General features: G+C 58.0%; 24 protein-coding genes. 12 read left to right on the top strand and 12 right to left on the bottom strand.

What is annotated here, in order from left to right; all coding sequences use genetic code 11:
• Positions 1–25 precede the first annotated feature (25 nt).
• Entirely contained in the window at positions 26–2623 is a 2598-nt protein-coding gene (locus BM352_RS00350) for a TIGR02302 family protein (RefSeq protein ID WP_090211110.1), read from the top strand.
• Between the two features lie 2 nt (positions 2624–2625).
• Here BM352_RS00350 and BM352_RS00345 read toward each other — a convergent pair whose 3' ends face one another.
• Positions 2626–3459: a zinc-ribbon domain-containing protein gene (locus BM352_RS00345; protein WP_090211109.1), complete on the bottom strand. Its 834-nt coding sequence runs from the start codon at positions 3457–3459 to the stop codon at positions 2626–2628.
• Between the two features lie 159 nt (positions 3460–3618).
• On the opposite strand from BM352_RS00345, the gene BM352_RS00340 reads away from it, so the two are divergent.
• Genes BM352_RS00340 through BM352_RS00325 form a run of 4 tightly spaced genes read left to right on the top strand, consistent with a single transcriptional unit; the run spans position 3619 to position 6559 of the window.
• Entirely contained in the window at positions 3619–4296 is a 678-nt protein-coding gene (locus BM352_RS00340) for a cell division ATP-binding protein FtsE (RefSeq protein WP_090211108.1), read from the top strand.
• On the top strand, positions 4293–5216 hold the full coding sequence (locus BM352_RS00335; RefSeq protein WP_245780880.1) for a cell division protein FtsX: 924 nt from the start codon (positions 4293–4295) through the stop codon (positions 5214–5216). The genes BM352_RS00340 and BM352_RS00335 overlap by 4 nt, the downstream gene beginning before the upstream one ends.
• 2 nt (positions 5217–5218) lie before the next feature.
• Positions 5219–5956: a lysophospholipid acyltransferase family protein gene (locus tag BM352_RS00330; protein WP_090211107.1), complete on the top strand. Its 738-nt coding sequence runs from the start codon at positions 5219–5221 to the stop codon at positions 5954–5956.
• A complete protein-coding gene (locus BM352_RS00325) occupies positions 5957–6559 on the top strand; it encodes a pyridoxamine 5'-phosphate oxidase family protein (protein ID WP_090211106.1) in 603 nt (200 codons plus the stop codon).
• Between the two features lie 10 nt (positions 6560–6569).
• Here the strand turns inward: BM352_RS00325 and BM352_RS00320 are convergent, their stop codons facing one another.
• The gene (locus tag BM352_RS00320; protein ID WP_090211105.1) at positions 6570–7532 is read right to left on the bottom strand and encodes an acetyl-CoA carboxylase carboxyltransferase subunit alpha; all 963 of its coding nucleotides are present in this window, start codon (positions 7530–7532) and stop codon (positions 6570–6572) included.
• 118 nt (positions 7533–7650) lie between these two features.
• On the opposite strand from BM352_RS00320, the gene BM352_RS00315 reads away from it, so the two are divergent.
• A complete protein-coding gene (locus BM352_RS00315) occupies positions 7651–8487 on the top strand; it encodes an AraC family transcriptional regulator (protein WP_090211104.1) in 837 nt (278 codons plus the stop codon).
• 44 nt (positions 8488–8531) lie between these two features.
• Here BM352_RS00315 and BM352_RS00310 read toward each other — a convergent pair whose 3' ends face one another.
• Positions 8532–9488, bottom strand: a complete 957-nt coding sequence (locus BM352_RS00310) for an L-malyl-CoA/beta-methylmalyl-CoA lyase (RefSeq protein ID WP_090211103.1) — start codon at positions 9486–9488, stop codon at positions 8532–8534.
• A gap of 107 nt (positions 9489–9595) precedes the next feature.
• A complete protein-coding gene (locus tag BM352_RS00305) occupies positions 9596–10228 on the bottom strand; it encodes an arylesterase (RefSeq protein WP_090211102.1) in 633 nt (210 codons plus the stop codon).
• A gap of 49 nt (positions 10229–10277) precedes the next feature.
• Between BM352_RS00305 and BM352_RS00300 the strand changes: the two genes are divergently transcribed.
• Positions 10278–10973, top strand: a complete 696-nt coding sequence (locus BM352_RS00300) for an ABC transporter ATP-binding protein (RefSeq protein ID WP_090211101.1) — start codon at positions 10278–10280, stop codon at positions 10971–10973.
• Positions 10970–13477, top strand: a complete 2508-nt coding sequence (locus BM352_RS00295) for an ABC transporter permease (protein WP_090211100.1) — start codon at positions 10970–10972, stop codon at positions 13475–13477. Before BM352_RS00300 ends, BM352_RS00295 begins: the two co-directional genes overlap by 4 nt.
• 5 nt (positions 13478–13482) lie before the next feature.
• Here the strand turns inward: BM352_RS00295 and BM352_RS00290 are convergent, their stop codons facing one another.
• Both BM352_RS00290 and BM352_RS00285 read right to left on the bottom strand, forming a co-directional pair.
• Positions 13483–14652 carry a MalY/PatB family protein gene (locus BM352_RS00290; protein WP_090211099.1) on the bottom strand — a complete coding sequence of 390 codons (1170 nt, stop codon included), beginning with the start codon at positions 14650–14652 and terminating at the stop codon, positions 13483–13485.
• 132 nt (positions 14653–14784) lie between these two features.
• Positions 14785–15441 carry a hypothetical protein gene (locus BM352_RS00285; protein WP_090211098.1) on the bottom strand — a complete coding sequence of 219 codons (657 nt, stop codon included), beginning with the start codon at positions 15439–15441 and terminating at the stop codon, positions 14785–14787.
• A gap of 100 nt (positions 15442–15541) precedes the next feature.
• On the opposite strand from BM352_RS00285, the gene def (BM352_RS00280) reads away from it, so the two are divergent.
• The 4 genes from def (BM352_RS00280) to fmt are packed head-to-tail and all read left to right on the top strand — an operon-like array spanning position 15542 to position 17911.
• Positions 15542–16060, top strand: a complete 519-nt coding sequence (def, locus tag BM352_RS00280; RefSeq protein WP_090219732.1) for a peptide deformylase — start codon at positions 15542–15544, stop codon at positions 16058–16060.
• The gene (def, locus tag BM352_RS00275; protein WP_245780879.1) at positions 16060–16515 is read left to right on the top strand and encodes a peptide deformylase; all 456 of its coding nucleotides are present in this window, start codon (positions 16060–16062) and stop codon (positions 16513–16515) included. The genes def (BM352_RS00280) and def (BM352_RS00275) overlap by 1 nt, the downstream gene beginning before the upstream one ends.
• Complete coding sequence (def, locus tag BM352_RS00270) at positions 16512–17006, top strand: peptide deformylase (protein ID WP_090211096.1); 495 nt, start codon at positions 16512–16514, stop codon at positions 17004–17006. The genes def (BM352_RS00275) and def (BM352_RS00270) overlap by 4 nt, the downstream gene beginning before the upstream one ends.
• Positions 17003–17911, top strand: coding sequence for a methionyl-tRNA formyltransferase (gene fmt / locus BM352_RS00265; RefSeq protein ID WP_090211095.1), 909 nt, complete (start codon positions 17003–17005; stop codon positions 17909–17911). Before def (BM352_RS00270) ends, fmt begins: the two co-directional genes overlap by 4 nt.
• On the opposite strand, the gene BM352_RS00260 is transcribed toward fmt, so the two are convergent.
• From BM352_RS00260 to BM352_RS00235, 6 genes are all read right to left on the bottom strand, one after another.
• Positions 17908–18528 (bottom strand): trimeric intracellular cation channel family protein, encoded by a 621-nt coding sequence (locus BM352_RS00260; protein ID WP_090211094.1) that lies wholly within the window; start codon positions 18526–18528, stop codon positions 17908–17910. The two genes, fmt and BM352_RS00260, sit on opposite strands and share 4 nt — an antisense overlap.
• Entirely contained in the window at positions 18525–18974 is a 450-nt protein-coding gene (rnhA, locus tag BM352_RS00255) for a ribonuclease HI (protein WP_090211093.1), read from the bottom strand. Before rnhA ends, BM352_RS00260 begins: the two co-directional genes overlap by 4 nt.
• Complete coding sequence (locus tag BM352_RS00250) at positions 18967–19557, bottom strand: class I SAM-dependent methyltransferase (protein ID WP_090211092.1); 591 nt, start codon at positions 19555–19557, stop codon at positions 18967–18969. Before BM352_RS00250 ends, rnhA begins: the two co-directional genes overlap by 8 nt.
• Positions 19554–19991: a DUF3429 domain-containing protein gene (locus tag BM352_RS00245; RefSeq protein ID WP_090211091.1), complete on the bottom strand. Its 438-nt coding sequence runs from the start codon at positions 19989–19991 to the stop codon at positions 19554–19556. The genes BM352_RS00250 and BM352_RS00245 overlap by 4 nt, the downstream gene beginning before the upstream one ends.
• The gene (locus tag BM352_RS00240) at positions 19988–20266 is read right to left on the bottom strand and encodes a hypothetical protein (protein ID WP_090211090.1); all 279 of its coding nucleotides are present in this window, start codon (positions 20264–20266) and stop codon (positions 19988–19990) included. The genes BM352_RS00245 and BM352_RS00240 overlap by 4 nt, the downstream gene beginning before the upstream one ends.
• A 64-nt stretch (positions 20267–20330) precedes the next feature.
• Positions 20331–20569 (bottom strand): hypothetical protein (locus BM352_RS00235; RefSeq protein ID WP_217642966.1); only part of this gene is annotated, 239 nt, incomplete at its 5' end.

Below are 20569 nucleotides of genomic sequence, written 5' to 3'. Positions count from 1 at the left end.
TGCGATGGGCCGATGGGATGACCGGATGAGCAAGCCTGACACCGAGCTAGACCTTTCTGCCTTAAAGTGGCCAACACGACTGACACTTGTTGGTCTGTGGGCTGAACGTATTACGCAGGCGTTTTGGCCTTTTTGGACAGTTGTTATTCTTAGCTTGGTGGTTTTGACGCTCTTTGCTGGCGTTGCAATGCCTGCGGAGGCCCTCTGGGGCGTCACGATGGTCGCGGGGGCCGCGACGCTAGCCTCACTGGTCTATGGGCTGAAGAAGTATCGCAGCCCGACATGGTCCGACGCGTTGAATCGGATTGACCTCACGATGGCCGGGCGTCCCGTGACAGCGGCTTTGGACACACAGGCGCTTGGCGGCAGTGACGCAGCTTCGCAAGCGATCTGGAAGGCTCATCAGGCAAGGATGCAAGCCCGCTTGGCCGAGGCTGAGGCTGTCTCGCCTGACTTGCGCGTATCTTCGCAAGATCCCTACGCTTTGCGCTATGTGGCGGTGTTGCTTTTGGTCATGACGCTTGGTTTCGGCAGTCTTTGGCGGGCAACGTCTTTGGATGATCTGACATCAGGCGGCTTGGGACAAGCCGTGGCGGCAGGCCCCGCGTGGGAAATCTGGATCGAGCCGCCCGCATACACCGGCAAACCCAGCCTTTATCTGAACGAAGTTAAGGTATCAGATTTAACCGTGCCAAAGGGCAGCGACCTTACGGTTCGACTTTATGGTCAGGTCGGAAGTTTGACCCTGTCCGAAACAGTTTCAGGGGTGAGCGGGAGCGTAGAGGAAGACGCGGACCCTAAAACAGCATTTAGCAGAGTGATTGAACAAGACGGTGTGATCCGGATCGAAGGCGGCGACGCGGCGGAATGGAAAATCACTGCACAAGCTGACCAACCGCCATCGGTTGCCGTGTCAGGTGAAGTATCGCGGCAGATCAATGGCGAAATGGAGCTACCCTTCACGGCATCTGACGATTACGGAGTTGAACGCGGCAGTGCTACGATTTCTTTGGATTTGGCGGCTGTGGATCGGCGCTACGGATTGGAGGCGGAGCCAGAGTCTCGAGAAGTCATCGTTTTGGACCTTCCAATGCCAATTTCAGGCCAGCGGGAAGAGTTTACAGAAAGCCTAATCGAAAACCTGTCTGAACACCCTTGGGCCGGTTTGCCAGTCAAAATCGACCTATCGGTTATGGATGCATCGGAACAGACGAACAGCCCAACCACGGTTGCCGCCGAGTTGCCGGGGCGACGCTTTTTCCAACCGATTGCAAAGGCTCTAATTGAGCAACGGCGTGATCTGCTCTGGGCACGATCGAATGCGCCGCGCATTAGCGATGTACTGCGAACCATAACTTACGACCCCGAGGGCTTCTTTCCCAGCGAAGTTGCGTACTTGACGGTACGCATGGCAATCACACGCTTAGAGTTGGCGACAGAGTTCGGCATCAATGACGACAAGCAGGCGGAAATCGCTGACATGCTTTGGCAAGCCGCAACGCTTCTTGAGGATGGCCGCCTGTCTGATGCGTTGGAGCGGCTCCAGCGTGCGCAGGAACGCCTATCAGATGCAATGAAAGACGGCGCGACCGACGACGAGATTGCGGAGTTGATGCAAGAACTCAGTGAAGCCATGCAGCAATACATGGAGCAGCTGGCGCAAGAAGGGCAAGAAGGAGAACCTCAGCAGCAGGCGCAGGGCGACTCTCAGGAAATCACCAACGACCAACTGCAGGAGATGCTGGACGAGATTCAGCGGTTGATGGAAGAGGGGCAAATGGCCGAAGCGCAGGCCTTGCTCGACCAGCTGATGGAAATGATGAAGAACATGCAGGTCACGCAAGGACAGAATGGCGAAGGCCAGCAAAGTCCGGGGCAGCAAGCGATGGAAGGCCTGCAGGACACGCTGCGCGAACAGCAAGGGCTCAGCGACGAGGCGTTCCGTGATCTGCAAGAGCAGTTCAATCCAGGTGCGCAGGCTGGCGAGAATGAGGGCAACGAGGGTCGTAATGGCGGCCAGGGTCGCGGCCAGAGCCACGACGGACAGGGCGGTCAGCAAGGCGAGCAAGAGGGCCAGCAGGGCGAAGGCAACCAGCAAGCTGAAGGTCAGCAAAATGGCGCAGGGTCCGAACGCTCGTTAGCTGATCGTCAGCAAGCCCTTCGGAATGAGCTAAACCGCCAGCAACGCAGCCTGCCCGGACAAGGCACCGAAGAGGGCGACGCAGCGCGCGAAGCCCTTGATCGCGCCGGAGAGGCGATGGATCGTGCCGAAGACGCCTTGCGCAACGACGAAACCGCGGAGGCACTAGGCGCTCAATCCGACGCAATGGAAGCGCTACGCGAGGGAATGCGCAATTTGGGCGAAGCACTGGCTCAGGAGCAGCGTGAAGGCCAAGGTCAAGAAGGCCAAAATCAAGGCCAAGCTTCTCGTCAGAACCGTGACCCGCTAGGGCGTGAGCAAGGCTCTGATGGCATGATCGGCTCGGAGGACAACATGTTGAAGGACGAGAATGCGCAGCGCAGGTCACGTGAATTGTTGGACGAAATCCGTCGCAGGTCGGGCGAACAGGAGCGTCCTGAAATCGAACGGGACTACCTGAAGCGATTGCTGGATCAGTTCTAGCTTCAGGACTGGTCGCTAAGCGTTACGCCGATCTTTTCGACAAGACCTTGAGCCGCGGTGTCCAACCAGACCCGCATGCTGTCGACAGTTGAAACGTAGCTCGACAACGCTCCTGACCATGAAGGTGATTTCTGTGCCAGTTGCGGCGCGTAAACGTAGAGGACCAGTAAGCCCACCGCGAGCAGCAGCATCAACCCAAAGCCAAGTCTGAAGCCGCTGCTTCTGCTTGGCGCAAGCTCGCCCCCTTCAGCAGCCAGTCGTGCGGCTTCCGCTTCGGCCTCTGCGGCTTCTGGCGAAAGGGTCGAATTGATCTCTTCGATATCGGGGAAGAGTTCTTTTTTGGCGTGGCCTTCATCACGCTTCGGAGCGGCCGCTAGGGCCTCGTCATTGTCTTCGATTGTCGCGGCTTGTGGGTCAAGGCCTCGGCGCCGGGCCATCCGGTCGCGCGCAGCTGAGGCGCGGACTTCAGTCTCGCCGTCATCAAGGCCCAGATCAGGCTGTATCTCGATACCTCCCAGCTCGGCCTTCCTTGTCGAGGTCTCGCGCTCAACTTCCTCATGGATGACGTCCAGCGCGGCTTGGTCCACAGTTGGTTTGCGAATGGTCGGAGTCGCTGCGGCGGCGGCAGCGGCAGCGATGGTTGCAAGATCGGGATCCTCTGGCGGTACTTCTGCCACTTCGTCAGCAGGAGTTGGCACAGCGCTTTCTCCGGCTTCAGGCCCGGCCTGAAACCAAGTTGTCGTGCAATTGGAACATTGCACGTCGCGCCCCTCGAGCGGAATTAAGCTGTCATCAACTTCGTATTCCGCATCGCAATTTGGGCAAACCAGCCGCATGATAACCCCGCTTTCGCGCCCTAAAGCCTTGACGCGCCTCAAATCTCACCAAGTCTTAGCCTGTGGAAAAGCGTATTCCAAGCGTTGTTGTTTCCAATTGATTGCAACTGTTGCTGCCTATGGCGTAATTGTTGCGCAGTCGAATTTGGAGCAGTCCCCGTGATAGAATTAGAAAACGTAGCCTATAGCTATGGCGGCGGCGATTTGTTGACCGACATTTCGTTGAGGTTGCAGCCCGGCTCTTTCCATTTTCTAACCGGGCCTTCGGGCGCAGGTAAGTCCACGTTTCTAAAGCTCTGCTACATGGAATTGGCCGCTTCCAAGGGGCTGGTGCAGGTGTTTGGTCAGGACGTAGCCACTCTGGGTCGCGACGACATCGCGCTTGCCCGCCGCCGTATCGGGGTTGTCCATCAAGAGTGCCAGTTTCTGGATCACCTGTCAGTTGCTGACAACATCGCGCTTCCACTGACAGTGTCGGGCAGGGATGTTGAATCCGAGCGACAGAACCTTGCTGATTTGATGGGTTGGGTCGGTTTGACCAACCAACAGAACCAATTGCCGCCGGAGCTGTCCGGAGGCGAACGCCAGCGCGCCGCTTTGGCGCGCGCCGTGATTATGGGGCCAGACGTTATTTTGGCAGACGAGCCAACAGGAAACGTCGATTGGGAGATGTCACAGCGGCTAATGTCGTTGCTGATCGAACTGAACAAGATGGGAAAATCGGTTCTGGTCGCAACGCACGATCTTAATCTGATCCGAAATGCCAAGGCGCAGGTTTCCGCGCGGGTACTTCGGATTAAGGATCGTCGTTTGCAATTGGCGGGGGCGGATCTGTGAGCATTTTTGGGCAAGCCCGCGCGATTTTCGATGCTGTAAGTGATCTTGTTGCTGGTGATCGCGCGGCGGATAGCGTCGTGCCGCCAACTGGCTTCACCGCGACTCTGACGACCTTTACCGCTGGTTCAATGGCATTTTTGACCGTGTTTGCGTTGGCACTTTCGCTTGCTACGGGGCGTCTGGCAGAGCGCTGGGCGAGCGAGCTTGCCCAGACATCAACCGTGCGCATCTCTGCTCCGCCCGAAGAAATCGAGGCGCAGACGCTGGCCGCGCAGGAAGTTCTTCGGACCACACCCGGCGTGGTGCGCTCGCGCATTATGTCCGAAGAAGAGCAAATGTTGCTGCTGGAGCCGTGGTTTGGCCCCGACTTACCCTTGGAGGACTTACCCATCCCTAGGCTTATCGAAGTGGTCGAAGATGAAAATGGATATGATGCCGCCGGATTGCGGTTGCGTCTGGCCGGAGAAGCGCCAGGTGCGTTTCTTGATGATCACACACGCTGGCGACGACCTCTGGTGGAGGCCGCGAAAAGACTTCGGGGGCTTGGGTGGATCGCGATTGGGTTACTTGCCTTGTCGACGGCTGCGATGATTACTCTAGCCGCCCGAGCAGCGCTTGCCGCGAATGCGCAGGTTATCCGGGTGACGCGACTGGTTGGTGCCCGTGATGTTTATATTGCCCGCGCGTTTGTGCGTCGCTTTACCATCCGTGCATTGGTTGGGGCTACCATCGGAACGATTGCAGGTGGCATCGCAGTTGCGTTGTTGCCAAGCGCCGCCGATGAAGGGGCGTTTTTAACCGGACTGGGTTTTCAGGGGATCCAATGGCTTTGGCCGTTGACCATTCCACCGCTGGCCGCTTTGGTGTCCTTCGCGGCTACACGGAGCGCGGCTTTGCGGACATTGAACGAGGTGACGTGACCATGAAATACGCAGTGCAGTGGGTTCGATCACTGGTTTTCAACTTTTCCATGTACGTCGCCATGCCGACCTATGCGCTTATCTACTTACCGTGGGCAATCGTTAGCCCGCACGGTGCTGTTGCGGCCTGTCATGCCTATTGCCGCTATGTGAAATGGACGGCTCGGTGGATGGTTGGTCTACATAGCGAAGTGCGTGGCACCCCCCCGACCGGAGAAGTTCTTGTCGCAGCCAAGCACCAGTCCTTCCTTGATATCATTATGATTTTTGACGCGATCCCGCATGGGAAGTTCATCATGAAGGCGATCCTGCTTTATGCTCCCGTATTGGGGCAATACGCTTACCGCATTGGTTGTATTCCAGTGAACCGCGGTAAGCGGGGCGCGGCGATCGCCAAGATGCTGGCGGATGTTGAAAAGGGCGATAAGCTGCCAGGGCAATTGGTCATCTACTCCCAAGGTACGCGTTTGGCGCCTGGTGTGAAACGGCCCTATAAGATCGGCACAGCGGTCCTTTACGAACAAATGGGACAGACATGTTATCCAGTGGCCACCAATGCAGGCGTGTTTTGGCCACGACGGGGCGTTTTCCGTAAGCCTGGTGTAGCTGTAGTAGAGTTTTTGGAGCCAATCGCGCCGGGTCTGCCAAAAGAGGAGTTTCTCGCGAAGTTGGAGGCGGAGGTTGAAACGGCCTCCGACAGACTGCTTTTAGAGGCGGGGTTTCAGCCCAAGGAGACCTAGATGGACTACGTCGAGGATGTTGCCGAACTAGAGGCGGTCTATGGAATTCCTGGAGAGGCGTCGCTGATCAAGGTGGCGGATCGGCTGACCCCGAGCTACCGCAAATGGATCATGGCGTCGCGGTTCTGCGTGCTGACGACAGTTGGCCCCGAAGGCGTGGACGGGTCGCCGCGTGGCGATGATGGTCCTGTTGCTTTGGAGTTGGACGACACTTTGCTAGCGCTGCCGGATTGGCGGGGGAACAATCGAATGGACAGTTTGCGAAACATCGTGCGCGATTCTCGCATCGCCCTGATGTTCATGGTTCCCGGCTCGAACAACGTGGTGCGCGTGAATGGTGAGGCGAAGATCACTTTTGACGAGGCGCTATGCGCGCGCTTTAGTGACAAAGGGCGTCAGCCCCGCTCCGTCATCGTGGTAAAGATTAGTGAGGTCTATTCCCAGTGCGCGCGCGCATTGATGCGGGCGGATCTATGGGGCGGGCAAAGCCCGAACGTCGATTTGCCGACAGTTGGCGACATGCTGGCAGAGATGAAGGCAGGGTTTGACGGCAAGGAATACGACTCCGCTTGGGGCGACCGAGCGAAAGACACTATGTGGTAGCTGGTGCCGACTAGGCCGCCAGCCCCTTGGAGCCAAGGTCCAGATACTTCTTGCGGCGATCCTTGATCAACTCTTCAGCAGTCAGTTTTGACAGGTCATCAATCATCTCGCCGAGTGCTGTACCAACGCTTGCAATCGCAGCTTTCGCGTCACGTTGCGCGCCGCCTACAGGCTCCGCAATGATACGGTCGCATACGCCGAGGTTCTTGAGATCTTGCGCGGTGAGGCGCAACGCTTCAGCGGCTTCGCGCATTTTTTCGGCATCTTTCCAAAGAATGGACGCGCAGCCTTCAGGGCTGATCACCGAGTAGATCGAATGTTCCAGCATCGCCACACGATTGGCGGTTGCAAACGCGACAGCCCCGCCAGAGCCACCCTCGCCAATAATCACCGAGACCAATGGCACGCCAATTTCCAAGCACTTCTGTGTTGACCGGGCGATCGCCTCGGATTGACCGCGTTCCTCAGCACCTTTGCCAGGATATGCGCCGGGTGTGTCTACTAGTGTGACAACGGGAAGTCCGAAGCGATGCGCGAGGTCCATCAGACGGATGGCTTTGCGGTAGCCCTCGGGGCGGGCCATGCCGAAATTGCGCTCGATCCGGGTTTTGGTATCGTTGCCTTTTTCGTGGCCGATGACCACGACGGACCGATCACCCAATCTGGCTAGACCGCCCATGACGGCGTGATCATCCGCAAAGTTTCGGTCCCCAGCCAGCGGCGTGTATTCGTCAAACAGGGCCTCGATGTAGTCTTTGCAATGAGGCCGGTTGGGATGGCGCGCGACCAAGCATTTGCGCCATGGCGTCAGATCTTTGTACAAGTCCTTCAGCAGGTCTGCCGCTTTCTTATCCAGCGCGGTCGCCTCTTTCTCTATGTCCATTTCCTCGTTGTCGCGTGCCATTGCGCGCAATTCTTCGGCTTTGCCTTCGATTTCGGCCAAGGCTTTCTCGAACTCAAGGTAGTTGGACATTTACGCGCTCCTCGTTGCTTGGGCGTTATATGACCATGCTTGACGCTAGATGCAACTCAGCAAGATTTGTGAGAATGAGCTACGCTAGACCTAACAGTGAGACGTAACGGAGTAGAGAATGGCAAACCCCTATGAAGCTCGCTTGCTGCGCGTGAAAGAGTATATTCACGACAACCCTGCAGGGGATCTTTCGCTTGATGCTCTGGCCGACGTTGCGGCGATGAGCCGGTTTCATTGGCACCGCGTGTTTCACGGCATGACCGGCGAGACTTGTGCTGGCGCTGTGCGACGTATTCGGATGCATCGGGCGGCGTGCTGGCTCATCCAGAAGGACTGGTCGATAGCCGAAGTGGCCAAGCGGTGCGGGTATGACAACGTGCGAAGTTTCACGCGTACTTTTCGGGAGGTGTTCACCCTCACGCCGGTTGCGTTTCGAACACGCGGGGCCTTGCTGTCCCCGCAAATGGAACCCCAAAGAGGAGATGATGCAATGTATCCGGTAGAAATCAGAACGCAGCCGAAAGGTCGCCTGGCAGCTTTGGCCCACACTGGCCCGTATATCGAGATAGGCAAAAAGTTTGAAGCTGTGAGCTCGATGTTCTCATCGCGAGGGCTTTGGCCGCACGCCCGCGGCATGGCGGGAATTTACTACGATGATCCGAACGCTGTGCCGGAGGCGGACCTGCGAAGCTATGCTGGAATTCTTGTCGGGTCGGAATTTGACATGCCGGGCGACATGGAAGACCTGACGATCGCAGAAGGTAAGGTGGCAGTGCTGACCTATCAGGGGCCATATGCTGGTTTGAAGGCAGCCTATGACTATCTCTACGGTGCTTGGCTGCCTCAAAGTGGCGAGGAACCACGCGACGCGCCAGCTATGGAGGTCTATCTCAACGATCCGACTGATACTGCGCCAGAAGACCTATTGACCGAAATTTATCTGCCGTTGAATTGAATCAAAAAGGCCGCCCTTGTTTGCGAAGGGCGGCCTTTTGTGTGTCAGCTGTTGATCATCTCGTATTGTGTGACGATGACCTCAGCCTGTTTGATAGATGCGATATCCACCAGGCGGCCTTTGTAAACGGTAGCTCCCTCACCATTGGCCTTTGCTGTCTCCATCGCGGCAAGAATTTCGCGCGCTTCGCTGACCTGTTCGTCCGATGGCGTGAAAACCTCATTGGCCAGCGCGATTTGTTTCGGATGGATTGCCCATTTGCCGACCATACCCAAAACAGCAGAGCGACGCGCCTGCGCGCGGAAGCCGTCATCGTCAGAGAAGTCACCAAACGGGCCGTCGACGGGCAGCACCCCGTGCGTGCGGGCGGCGGCAACGATTTTTGCCTGCGCCCAATGCCAAGGGTCTGACCAGTGTTGGTTGCCGCCTTGCAGCATGTAGTAGTTTTCTTGCGTTCCACCGATGCCAGTGGTCTGCATCCCCATAGAGGCCGCGAAGTCCGCCGCACCAAGCGACATTGCTTGCAGTCGGGGCGAGGACGCCGCGATCTCTTCGGCGTGGGCGATGCCAGCGGCACTTTCAATAATGACCTCAAAGGAGATCTTTTTCGTGCGGCCAGTTGCGGCCTCGATGGCGGTAACAAGCGCATCCACGGCATAAATATCGGCAGCGCATCCTACTTTTGGGATCATGATTTGATCGAGGCGCTCGGAAGATTTCTCAAGAAGATCAACCACATCACGGTACCAGTATGGCGTGTCGAGTCCATTGATGCGCACCGACAAGTACTTGTTGCCCCAGTCGACATCGTGGGTCGCTTGAATGACGTTTGCGCGTGCTGTGTCCTTGTCGGACGGTGCAACCGAATCTTCCAAATCAAGGTTTATGACGTCAGCAGCCGAAGCCGCCATCTTCTCGAACAGAGCAGTGCGCGAGCCGGGACCGAACAGTTGGCAACGGTTGGGGCGGGCAGGTGAGGGGGGTTGAAGGCGGAAGCTCATGTTCGATTCTTTCGAGTAAGGAAGTTTCGCATTTGTCGCTATTGTTGATATGTTATTGCGCGACGCAGCGCAAGCGCTGCACTGCGGCGAAAAAAGCTTGAACGACTTTAAGGCTGTGCGCGGGAGATCAACTCCAGAACAGCAGGCCCAATGGCATCTACGACAAGCTCGACGCCTGACGCGTCCGGATGAATGCCGTCGCGTTGCATATGTTCGCGCATCACCATGGCTCGATCTTCAATCTGGGTCAGACCTTCAAGGAAATTTGGGAAGACCAAGGCGTCATGTTTAGTCGCAAGATCGGTATAAAGCGCCTCGAATGCGGCTTCATAATCCTGCCCAAAATTGGAGGGTGCGTCGATACCGGCGATCAAGGCGGGTAAGCCGCGTGCGTTGATTTTGGTTAGGATGCCGTCGATATTCTCTCTGGCTTGCTCCGGAGGAAGGCCTCGTAAGACGTCGTTACCACCCAATGCAACGATAACTGCATCGACCTCTGGGGTGAGGGTCCAGTCAATGCGGGACAACCCGCCTGCTGTCGTATCACCCGAGACGCCTGCATTTATCAAAATCACCTCGGCGCCGTGCTCGGTTAGCCATTTTTGAAGCTGGGGAACAAAGCCCTCTTCAGGCGCCAGCCCGTAGCCTTGGGTCAGACTGTCGCCTAGCGCGGCGATGGTCACAGGCTCCGCCAAACCCGGTGTAGCCAAAACTGATGCAATCGTGAGGTTGCGAAGCATCTCGAAGGGTCTATCTAGAAGGGAACGCCCCAAGCCCAAGGACCAACAGATGACCGACCCAGTGATGCGCCTCGAAAACTTAACGCTGTCATTGGACGGAAATGCGGGTGTCGTGGAGATACTAAAAGGCATCACTCTGGAGGTCGCAGAGGGAGAAACACTTGGGCTTACTGGGGCTTCGGGGTCTGGCAAGTCGTCTCTCCTGATGGTGATGGGCGGGCTGGAGCGCGCCACATCCGGGCTTATATCGGTTTTGGGTCAAGACCTCACCCCGATGGGTGAGGACGGGCTTGCCCGCTTCCGTAGGGATCATATGGGGGTGGTTTTCCAATCCTTCCACTTAATTCCGACAATGACCGCTTTGGAGAACGTCGCTTTGCCACTGGAATTGGCTGGAGAGCGCGATGCCTTCGCGCGTGCCGAGGCGGAATTGGCGGCAGTCGGGTTGGCATCACGCGGCGGGCATTACCCGTCGCAAATGTCTGGCGGAGAGCAGCAACGAGTTGCTTTGGCGCGCGCGGTTGTAGGGCAGCCAAAGATTTTGCTCGCCGATGAGCCAACGGGCAATCTTGACGCGGCAACGGGCGAGATGGTGATGGATCTGCTGTTCGACCTGCGTGACCGTTACGGCGCAACTTTGATCCTTGTGACCCATGCCGCCGAGTTGGCCGCGCGATGCGACCGCGTTGTCCAGCTGCGTGATGGGCAGGTGATGAGCGACAGCTTGGCGGTGGCGGCGCAATGAGCCTTGCATGGCGTATCGCTCGACGTGAGTTACGTGGTGGCCTGCGCGGCTTCTGGGTGTTTCTGGCGTGCCTGACTTTGGGTGTAGCGGCGATCGCCGCAATCGGGACCGTGCGAGGCGCGATTGAAGCCGGATTGACGGAGCAAGGGGCGGTTATCCTAGGCGGCGACGTTGAAGTCCAACTGACTTACCGATTTGCCGACCCTGAAGAACGGGCGTTTTTCGAGGGCTTGGGGGAGGTGTCCGAGCTTGTTGATTTCCGATCTATGCTCGCGGTCGGGGACGAGCGGGCATTGACGCAGATTAAAGGTGTCGATGACGCCTATCCGCTTTATGGGGCTGTCAATCTCACTCCCGACATGCCCTTGTCTGCCGCGTTGGCGGGTCGCAACGGGCTTCCTGGGGCCGTGATCGACCCGGTGCTTCTTGCGCGGCTTGGGCTGGAGGTGGGCGACAGGGTCAAACTTGGAGCTAAAGACTTCATCGCTATGGCTGCACTTGACAGGATGCCTGATAGCGCAGGGGCAGGCTTCTCACTAGGGCCACCGACTTTGGTTTCAAGCGCCGCGTTGGGAGACACAGGGTTGTTGGCACCGGGATCTTTGTTCGAAACGGAATACCGGATCAAAACGCCTGAAGCGTTAGATCTGGAAACCGCCAAAGCCCAAGCTGAAACCGCTTTGGAAGGCACCGGCTATCGCTGGCGAGACCGTCGCAATGGGGCACCTGGCATTTCGCGTTTCGTGGAGCGGTTGTCGGCATTTCTAGTGTTGGTTGGCCTGACTGGTCTGGCCGTTGGTGGCGTCGGGGTTTCGGCGGCGGTGCGGGCCTATCTCGCTGGAAAAACTGAAGTAATCGCCACTCTGCGAAGTTTAGGCGCGTCGGGTGGATTGGTGTTCCGAGTTTACCTGCTGCAGGTCGGTGCGCTGGCCGCATTGGGCATTGCAATGGGGCTGTTTCTGGGGGGCGTCTTGCCGCTGGTTTTTGGTCCGATTATCGAGGCGAGCCTGCCAGTTCCAGTTGATCTTGCGTTGCGGGTTCGCCCTTTGGCAGAGGCGGCGCTTTACGGGGCTCTGGCTGCGACGTTGTTCACGCTCTGGCCGTTGGGACAGTCCGAGCATATCCGAGCCGCAGCCCTGTTTCGGGACGCGCAAAGCGGTCTGCGCGGATGGCCACGGTCGATTTGGATTGTCGTCTGCGCTGTCGTACTTGCAGCGCTGGTTGGCTCTGCTGCGCTATTGTCCGGCTTGGCGATGCTAACCTTGTGGGCTGCGGGTGGCATCATGGCGGCGTTCGTGTTGCTCGTGCTTGCGGCGTTGGGTGTTGGCGCGTTGGCGAGGTGGCTTGCACCACGCATGCGCGGTTTCCGGACGTTGCGATTTGCATTGGGTGCGATCGGTGGGCCGGGTCGCGAGGCGCAGGCCGTTGTCGTCTCGTTGGGGTTAGGACTTTCCGTTCTGGCGGCGGTCGGGCAGATCGATTCCAACTTGCGGAACGCGATTGCGGGGGATTTACCCGAAATTGCGCCGAGCTACTTCATCGTAGACATTCAGCCCGACCAGTTGGAGCCGGTGAAGGCTTCGCTGGAAGCGCGACCGAGCGTGTCAAAGATTGAAAGCGCGCCGATGCTGCGAGGGGTCATTACCCAGATCAATGGTGAGTCTGCGATGGAGGTGGCAGGCGATCACTGGGTCGTCCGCGGAGACCGAGGTGTCACCTATGCCGACGCTTTGCCGGACGGCACAATGATAACCGACGGCACATGGTGGGGCGAAGGCTATCAAGGCCCGCCGCAGATCAGCTTTGCCGCAGAGGAAGCCGAGGAGCTTGGGCTGAAGTTGGGCGATACCCTAACTGTGAACGTGCTGGGGCGTGACATTACGGCAGAGATTACCAGTTTCCGCGAAGTCGATTTCTCAACGGGCGGGCTGGGCTTTGTGCTGTCAATGAACAAAGCTGCGCTGGAAGGTGCGCCGCACACTCATATTGCAACGATCTATGCCGAAGAAGCAGACGAGCCCGCGATTCTGCGCGATCTGGCGAAAGCTTATCCCAACATAACAGCGATCCGTGTGCGCGACGCTATCGACCGTGTGAGCGAGGTTCTGAAGGGGATCGCGGCGGCCATCACCTACGGTGCTTTGGCGACGTTGGTGACCGGCGGAATTGTGTTGATCGGAACGGCGGCCGCCGGTGAAAAGGCGCGAGTTTATGAGGGGGCTGTGCTCAAAACGCTTGGCGCGTCACGCGCAGCAGTGCTTGGCAACTTCGCATTGCGCTCTGCACTTTTGGGTTTGACTGCCGGCGGGATCGCTCTGTTTGCGGGAATTGCAGCGGCGTGGGCCGTTTCCGTCTTCGTTATGGAGACTGATTTCCACGTGGCCATCGGGTCGGCCATTGCAATCATCGCGGGCGGCATTTTGGCCACGCTGGCAACTGGGCTCATGTTTGCATGGCGCCCATTGGCAACGCGGCCAGCGCGTGTTTTGCGCGCTCGCGAATGAAGCGGTTATTGCAGGTCGGCGAACGCCGCCTGCATGCGGGTCACAGCCTCTTCCACAACAGCGCGTGGTGCCGCGATGTTGAAGCGGAGAAACTCCTCGCCGCCCGTGCCGAAGGTCGGGCCGTGATTGGCGGCAATTTTCGCGACATCTTGTGTGCGGGAGGTGAATTCTTCGCGGCTCATTCCAGTGCCGGAGAAATCGACCCACGCCAGATAGGTTGATTCCATCTGCATCGAGGACAAACCAGGAATCGCGTTGATTCCAGCGTCGAAAATCTTGCGGTTGGTGTCGAGGTATTCGACAAGTTCGTCCACCCATGCCGCACCTTCGGGCGTGTAGGCCGCCGTCGCCATGAAGAGGCCAAAGCTGTTGGGGCTCAACCCCAAGGCGGCCATCCGCGCTGCGAAACGGGCGCGCAGATCAGGGTCTGCGATAATCACGTTGCCAGCGTGCGACCCCGCAATATTGAAGGTCTTGGTCGTGGCGGTCATCATCACCAGACGATCTTCGATACCCGGCAGGTTGGCCATCGGGATGTGCGTGTGTCCGGGAAAGACGAGGTCGTGATGAATTTCATCTGACACGAGAATTAAGTCGTGGCGCTTCGCGAACGCAGCGACGGCTTGCAACTCTCCCTTCGTCCAAACGCGCCCTCCCGGATTATGAGGTGAGCACAAGATAACCATGGTCTCATTGCCCGTCATTTGCGCATCGTAAGCGTCGAAATCCATTTCGTAGCGGCCGTCGGAATTTGCCAACTCGCATTCGACGACTTCGCGGCCAGCGGCGTTGATGACTTTTGCAAATGCATGGTAAACTGGGGTGAACAGCACGATACCATCACCGGGTGCGGTAAAGGCGTCGATGCACATAGCGGTTCCGTTTACCAACCCATGAGTGGTGAAAATATGGTCGGGGTTCAAAGTCCAGTTGTGACGTGTCTGCATCCACCATTGGATGGCTGATCGGTATGCAGTCTCGTCCCCGAAATACCCGTAGACGCCGTGATCGTGCAGATCTTGAACCGCTTTCTGTACGCATTGCGGTGGCTGGAATTCCATGTCCGCAACCCACATTGCAATACCGTCTGTCGGGGAAACCCCATAAAGGGCCTCCATTTGGTCCCATTTCACGCAATGGGTTCCGCGGCGGTCGATTGGGGTGTCGAAACTCATGGATCAGCTCTCCTTGTCATTTGGCGCAAGGTCGCGGGATTCCTGAGGGGCTGCAAGGGCGAAAATGTTAACCCATGAGGTCTCTAGTTGATCAAAGGCTTGGGAGTTAAAGTTTGAGCCCGATCAGGCGCGTTACGCGTCGCCTTTTGCCCATTCCTGCCACGCCAATGTTGTGACCTGAGCAAGGACCATAACTGCCGTGACCACAAAACCCAGTGTGCTGGCGTGCAGATCGAACAGGTTCCATGACGACAAAAGTGCAAGCACAACTGCGGCCTGAAGCCCGACAAGGTAGGCGTTGCGGTAGGAGATGCGCTGGCTGCCCATCGTTTGTTCACTTGATAACGTAGCATCCAGCTTGGCAAACCGCGCGGTCCTTATCAGTGGAATGCCACCCCATACTCCCACAACGACCCCTATGAGCATTAGCACCCCACCGGTCGCAAAAACGATGGCGTAGGGCTGCGCCCAGACCATCGCGCCACCGATGACGTATAGCCAAGTTCCAATGGCGGCGAGGGTGACGCTCAACAAGTTTTTATGCCGAAAATCAGCGAGTTGTTGAGGCGTGATTACCGATTTTGGTTGGCGATAGAGGAACCCGTGGAAGAGCAAAGCAGTCAAAAAAACTGCTGCGCCGACGGCCCAAAACAGAAACGGCAAAGTGTGAAAGTGATCTGCGAGCAGATTGCCCGCTGCTATCACTGAGAGGCCAGCAAAGCCAATTATAGCGTTTATCCAGCGGGCTGGACCTATGTCTTTGGCGTTGCGCATGGTGGAGTGTCCCATGTGAAAGCCCCCAAGCCTAGGATAATGCAGTGTTCCTTTGACATCAAGCACGGGGTCTGACGCTCTTGTTCCGCTGGCTTGGAAAGGTTATCTGAGCGGCATGAAACGCTCGATCTTGATCCATCCCGACCCTCGCCTGAAAAAAGTGGCTAAACCTGTCGCTGACGTGTCAGACGCGCTGCGCACGTTGGCCGATGATATGTTGGAAACCATGTATGACGCGCCGGGCATAGGGCTGGCCGCGCCTCAGGTTGGCGTCATGGACCGTCTTATCGTTCTGGATTGCATCAAGAAGGAAGGTGAAATGCCCCGCCCCTTGGTGATGTTCAATCCTGAAGTTATCGCGTCTTCGGAAGAATTGAACACCTACGAAGAGGGTTGTCTTTCGATCCCAGAACAATATGCAGACGTTACCCGCCCCGCGGATGTGACCGTTCGTTGGATGGACCGCGATGGGGGCGAGCAGGAAGAAACATTCGACGGACTTTGGGCGACCTGCGTCCAGCACGAGATCGACCACCTGAACGGTAAGCTGTTCATTGATTACTTGCGCCCGCTCAAGCGCCAAATGATCACTCGCAAAATGGTCAAGCTGAAGCGCGAATTGGCCCGTACCTGATGATCCTTCCTATTTTGCAGCATCCCGACCCAATGCTGCGTCAGCTGTGCCAACCTGTCTTGGATGCGCAAAGCTTGGCCGGATTGATCGCTGATATGTTCGACACGATGTATGATGCGCCGGGGCGCGGGCTGGCTGCGCCCCAAATCGGAAAACCGATCCGCCTGTTTGTGATGGACACGACGTGGAAGGAAGGGACGCGGACGCCAGTAGTGATGATAAATCCGGAAATCCTTTCACGCTCGCCCGAAATGCAACGCAATGAAGAAGGGTGCCTGTCGATCGTTGATCATCCGGTTTGGGTCGAGCGCCCAGCCCGCATCGAAGCTATGTGGATGGACGAGACCGGTAGCTTGAAACGCGGCAGCTTTGAAGGGTTCGATGCAGCCTGTGTACAGCATGAAATGGACCACCTCGATGGCGTTTTGATTTTGGACTACGAGGTAGCAGCATGAAGCGCCCCTTTGTGATGTGGCCAGACAAGCGCCTGCGCAGCGTGGCTGCCGATGTGGCGGACGTCACTGACGACATTCGCGCTATTTGGGCCGATATGGTCGAGACCATGGACGCTATGCCCGGTGTTGGACTGGCTGCTGTGCAGATCGGCGTGATGCAACGTCTTGCTGTTGTGGATGCCTCTGAAAAGCGCGGGCAAGCGGTTCTTATGGCGAACCCCGAAGTGCTTCATGCCAGCGGGCAGATGCGGGAACATGACGAAGCTTCGCCCAACTTGTCTGGCGTGTCCGCTGTGATCAAGCGGCCTCGTGCTGTGACCGTGCGGTTCCTGAACGACGGCGGCGAGTTGGAAGAACGCGATTTCGTGGGCCTCTGGGCAACATCTGTTCAGCACCAGATCGACCATCTGAGGGGGAAGATGTATTTCGACCACCTAAGTCGGACCAAGCGGGAAATGCTGCTCAAAAAAGCAAGGAAGCTGACGCGATGAAGGTTGTTTTCATGGGGACGCCTGACTTTTCGGTTCCGGTTCTGGAGGCTTTGGTTGACGCAGGCCATGATGTCGTCGCGGTTTATTCTCAGCCACCACGCCCTGCTGGCCGAGGTAAGAAAGACCGCCTATCCCCCGTTCAAGCACGGGCTGAAGAGTTGGGCTTGCCGACCCGCCATCCGGTGTCTCTGAAAGGCGCGCATGAACAAGCGGAGCTTGCCGCGTTAGGCGCGGATATTGCTGTCGTCGTAGCTTACGGTCTTATCCTACCGCAGGAAGTTTTGGACCAACCTAAGCGCGGCTGTCTAAATATTCATGCCTCGCTTTTGCCTCGATGGCGCGGGGCTGCTCCGATCCATCGCGCAATCATGGCCGGTGACATTGAAACGGGCATTTGCATCATGCAGATGGAAGCAGGCTTAGACACAGGGCCGGTCTTGCTACGCGAGGCCACACCAATTGGACCAACTGAAACCACTGGTGTCTTGCATGACCGTCTCAGCGCGATGGGCGCGCGAATGATTGTCGAAGCGCTTTCGAAACTGGACGATCTGGCTCCGGAAACCCAATCGGAAGACGGGGTCACCTATGCCAGCAAGATTGACAAGGCCGAGGCTAGAATCGACTGGACCCGAAGCTCCGTAGAGATCGTGCGGCAGATCAACGGACTGTCACCCTTTCCCGGAGCGTGGACCGAGGCATCGGGAGAGCGGGTGAAGGTGCTGCAAGCATCCGTCGCTAGCGGTGATCTCCCTGCCGGCTCATTGCACGTCTCTGATGGAAAGCTTGTGGTTGGGAGCGGTGATGGTGCTGTTTCCATCCTGACACTGCAACGGGCTGGTAAGAAAGCGGCTGACGTAGCCGTTTTCTTGCAAGGCTGGACCCCGCCTGAGACATTTAGCTAAACGCGCGGGGGACGGCTTTTGTAGACCGGCAATCTCCATCCGAAAGCCATAGATCCCACACGCAGGGCAAGCGTGACGGCAGCGCATCCGATCAATGCCAACGGAAGCGGCTGGCCCAACGTAAGAAGCACAACAGCTGCGCCAGCACCGGCAAATGCGCAGGTGACATAAAGCTCTCCTTGTTTAAGGACGAGCGGCACCTCGTTGCATACCACGTCGCGCATTAGGCCACCGAAACATCCCGTGGCCACACCCATGATCAGGATGATCGGCCAAACGGATTCCATTGCCACGGCTGCAGCGACCCCTGCAGGAACTGCCACAGCAAGCGCAAGCGCATCGATCCAAAGGATCGTGCGGTATCTGGATTCCAAAAGGTGAGCCGTGAAAAATACCACAAAGGCAGCGACCGAGGCGACGATGATAAAGTTGGGATTGGCCACCCAGAACACCGGTCTATCCAAAATGACGTCGCGCACAGTGCCGCCACCGACAGCAGTTATGCACGCAATAAACACGAACCCAACGATATCAAGCTGAGCGCGACTAGCGACAAGCGCACCCGTCAGAGCGAAGACGAACACCGAGGCATAATCAAGAAGGGCCAGCGCGCTCATGGTTTGTACGGCGCCATGCCGGCGCGTGCCAGCTCGTCAGCGCGCTCGTTCTCGGGATGCCCTGCGTGCCCCTTGACCCATTCCCACTTGACGTCGTGACGGGCCTGCGCCTCGTCGAGCCGTTTCCAAAGGTCGAGATTCTTGATCTCGCCGCCTTTTTTCTTCCAACCTTTTGCTTTCCAGCCGTGGATCCACTTGGTGATCCCGTCTTTGACATAGGCGCTATCTGTCACGATCGTCAGTTTGGAGGAACGGGCGAGGGCTTCCAATGCATTGATGGCAGCCAGCATTTCCATGCGGTTGTTGGTGGTATTGGCCTCGCCGCCTTTTAACTCCCGCTCTTTGACGACAGCTTCGCCATCGCGTGCAATAAGGATCGCACCCCAACCACCGGGGCCGGGATTGCCGGAACATGCACCGTCCGTATAGGCGAAAAGCTCAGCCATCGGACAGCACGATGATGAAGGGGGCGACGGTGCCGTCAAGCCCCGGCTCCGCGCCAAGGCGGGTGGTGCGCGGGGTGAAGCCCGCGGCTTGAAGCAGGTGTTTCAATTCGTCTTCCTGATAGTAGCTGTAGAGCCGCCCAATCTTGTCGCGGTCGGCGTCGTCTCCGATCTTGAGACCGATATGGAATATGCCGCCGGGTTTCAACGCCTTGCGTAGCGCGGACAGGTGGCGGGGCATGTCGGCTTTCGGCGCGTGGAGCAGCGAGAAATTGGCCCAGATGCCATCGTAGCACTCAGTGCCTGTAATTTCATCGAAGGTTGCGAGGCGGGCACCGACCTTGTGTTGCTCACGCGCGATGCGGATCATCTCAGGTGACGCGTCGGTGGCCTCGACCGTGAAGCCAGCGGCCTGCATCATCGCGGCGGAATTTCCAGGGCCGCAACCGAGATCGAGTATGTGACCCTTGGGGATGACCGCGTCCATGAAAGCCAGCAGGTCGGCGTCGGGTTTGGTGCGCGCGAAAGTGTCCGCATAGGTGGCGGCGCGGGCGTTGTAGACGTCGATGGTTTCCTTGTCGCTCATGCGAAAATTCCTATGAGGAGGCAGCCGCAGACAATCACCGTCAGAAGTGCGCGGAGCTTGAGCCACCATGGGGGTGTCAGGTTCCAGCGAGCGAATTGCACGTCGCAGGCGAAGACCAGCAGGAATCCGATCAGCACGGCTATGGTCGCGCGGGTGCCACCGCCGCCGATGGTGAAGAACGCCCAGAGCGCGGGCAGGGTGCTCAGCGCGTAGGCTATGGCTGCGTTGGTTTTGGTCGCGAAGCCCCAGAGCACGCCGGACATGAAGCACAAGATCACGGTGCCGAAGGAAATCAGGATATAGGACGCGCCGAACCGCTGGCCCAACAAGGCCGTGGTCTGCTCGTCTATGGCAGGGACCAGCATACCGAGCGCCCCCCACAAGAACGGCAGCAGCCCCGCGAGGCCAAGGGTAAGAGCAGAGCGGGGGATCATGCGCGCTCCAACGCCAGTTTTCCCGCAAGGCCCACGAAGATTGCGGCGAAGGAGCGGTTGAGCCATTTTAGCACCCGCTCGGAGCCTAGGATCGCGTCGCGAGCGCGGGCGGCGAAGAGGCCGTGCAGAACGAAAACCCAGACGGTGCAACCCAACGCCGCCCAAAGAACTGCCAGTTGACCTTGGCCGAGGCCCATAGCCAGCGTGTCGATGACGCCGGTGCTGGGGGCGAGGACGACGACGAGGGCGGTGAGCAGGAACTGCGCTGTGATCATGGGGGACTCCTTCGCCGCAGAGCGTAACGCGAAACGACGGGCGGGGGGAAGGCGCGGCGTGGGGTCAAAGCGCGTCGCGGCGGGTGGTGATTTCGGTTTGCTGGGTGGCGCACGAATTGAGGTAGTGGCTGGCCCCGGCGCGGGTGAAGATTTCCACCGCGTTGTCGAGATGGGCTTGGGCCGTGTCGAGATGTGCGGGGGCGTTGGTTTGGTCGAACAGGGCGAGATGCAGGATGCACAGGTTGAATTGTGTGATGGCCCAGTCCATTGGCATGGCATCTTTGGTGCGGACCTCCAGCGCGG

Origin of the sequence: Litoreibacter janthinus, from assembly GCF_900111945.1 — a bacterium.
Classification (GTDB): domain Bacteria; phylum Pseudomonadota; class Alphaproteobacteria; order Rhodobacterales; family Rhodobacteraceae; genus Litoreibacter; species Litoreibacter janthinus.
Note: the sequence above shows the minus strand (reverse complement) of the source record. Positions and strands in the feature narration are given on the sequence as shown.